This window comes from Geobacillus sp. B4113_201601, assembly GCF_001587475.1.
GTDB classification, from domain to species: domain Bacteria; phylum Bacillota; class Bacilli; order Bacillales; family Anoxybacillaceae; genus Geobacillus; species Geobacillus icigianus.
In genome coordinates, this window is the sequence record NZ_LQYX01000109.1 from 1 (window position 1) to 1807 (window position 1807).

Sequence of the window (1807 nt, forward strand, 5' to 3'; positions counted from 1 at the left end):
TTTCACCGCTAACATTATTGCCAGGATCTCGTCAGTGCTTTCTCTTTTTTGTCACTAAATCACAAAATTTGGTGATGAACCAAAAAAATTAGCGATAATAGCTAGTTTTTAGAATGTAATTGATTTTTAGATTGATTTTTTTTTTAATAAAAACTTTTGGGTTAAATAAACGCCGATGAATCCTCCTATGGTATTTAGAATGATATCATCAATATCAAATATTCCTCTTTTGAAAATAAACTGTATTAACTCAATAAATAAACTTGTATATAAAAATACTTGTAAATAATTAAATAGTTTATTTTTAATAAATAACAAAGCAACTATACCTAACGGGATAAACATAAATATATTAGAAATAATATTGATGATGAAAATGTCATTATTCACATTTTGGTATTTAAAAAGGTTTAACAGTGGAATGAAGTTATATTGACGATGGTAAACCCCGTCCTTGAAAAACAAAATCGATACTAAAAATACTAAATAAATAATATAAAAAGAAACGAATTGTGTCCGATAGTTTTTTATACTAAAGTTTGATTTTCTAGCTCCGAATAGTAGGTTCACAACGATCCATAATACAGTCGCTAGTATTAATCTACCTGAAATAAAAATAATTGGGCTGGAAGCCACATTAATAATATAATCATCTACAAAGTAATACATGATTAATTGAGAAGTGATCAAACATGCTAAAAGAATACCAATTTGTTTTAAAATTTTAACCGTCATTGTTCTCACCTCTTAAAAAAAAGAGATTGAAAAACTATCTCTTTTCATAATAAATCTATTCATCGCTTATATCAATTTTTCCAAGAACCCCAAACATGGATTTCTCTACATCCTATGCAGTTGCCACTTATTTCGACAAATTTTAACTTGTAGTTACCATCTGGAAAACCACTTGTGCTTAACGATTTACTAGTTACATCAGAAGATACTTTACCAACAGTCTTCTCCTTACTATAACCAAGCCAACCTTTACGGTAAGCATCTATGGAAACAGTTCTTCCTAAAGTATACTCTTGAGAGTGGGTAACAGAGATGCTTCCATCCGATACATCCAGTGACCCGATTGTCATGACGGAAGTAGTAAAATAACCATTGTAACTGTCACTTGCAGCAAAAGCAACCGTTGCGAAAACCACGCTAAAAACACCAATGAGAGCTGCGACTCTTTTGATCATTTTACCATCTCCATTTCCGTTTTTTTCAAAAAATATTATATAATATAAATATATATAAGTTGCAATAAAGAATTTCGGATTTTTCACTGCGGGTTTCATCTAAGTACAAGCCGATATGAGAGTAATCAGCGGGATGTAAAATAAAATTTCAACTTATGTAGTATTTTCAAGAATTTTTTTAATATAAACGGCTCTTCACCTCACATTTCGCACCCTCTCGACAAAAATCGGGAGGATTTTTTTATCTTCCTGTCGAATCAAACCTTGAAACACAAGGAAAGCAAAGGAGTTTGCCCATCATGGACGTTCGAATTCGGGCCATTTATGAAAGTTCTTATTTGAATATAATAAGCACCCTGTTTAAAGATCTTGACCTTCCTCAGTTGATGGATCATCTCGTTCCCGTGGATCCACAATGCCAAACTCGAGCCAGCGATATCGTCAAGCTAATCGTTCTGGATATCTTGAGCGGCCGGCAAGCGCTCGTTCATTTGGAACAATGGGCGCATGACATCGATTTGCCGAAGCTGATTCGGCCAGAGCTGGAGCCGTCTTGGTTCAACGACGATGCCATCGCGCGTCATTGGGATCGACTGTATGAGGCGAATCTCCATCAA

3 protein-coding genes are annotated in these 1807 nt (G+C 34.0%); 1 reads left to right on the plus strand and 2 read right to left on the minus strand.

Annotation, left to right across the window (positions count from 1 at the left end):
• Positions 1–126: 126 nt before the first annotated feature.
• Complete coding sequence (locus tag B4113_RS15050; protein WP_082799326.1) at positions 127–735, minus strand: VanZ family protein; 609 nt, start codon at positions 733–735, stop codon at positions 127–129.
• A gap of 71 nt (positions 736–806) precedes the next feature.
• The gene (locus B4113_RS15055) at positions 807–1277 is read right to left on the minus strand and encodes a hypothetical protein (RefSeq protein ID WP_153017169.1); all 471 of its coding nucleotides are present in this window, start codon (positions 1275–1277) and stop codon (positions 807–809) included.
• Positions 1278–1489: 212 nt separating this feature from the next.
• Between B4113_RS15055 and B4113_RS20790 the strand changes: the two genes are divergently transcribed.
• Positions 1490–1807 (plus strand): DUF4277 domain-containing protein (locus tag B4113_RS20790; protein ID WP_235598029.1); only part of this gene is annotated, 318 nt, incomplete at its 3' end.

Coding starts and splice junctions, on each gene's coding strand:
- B4113_RS15050 (WP_082799326.1), bottom strand. CDS start 735: ATGACGGTTAAAATTTTAAAACAAATTGGTATTCTTTTAGCATGTTTG.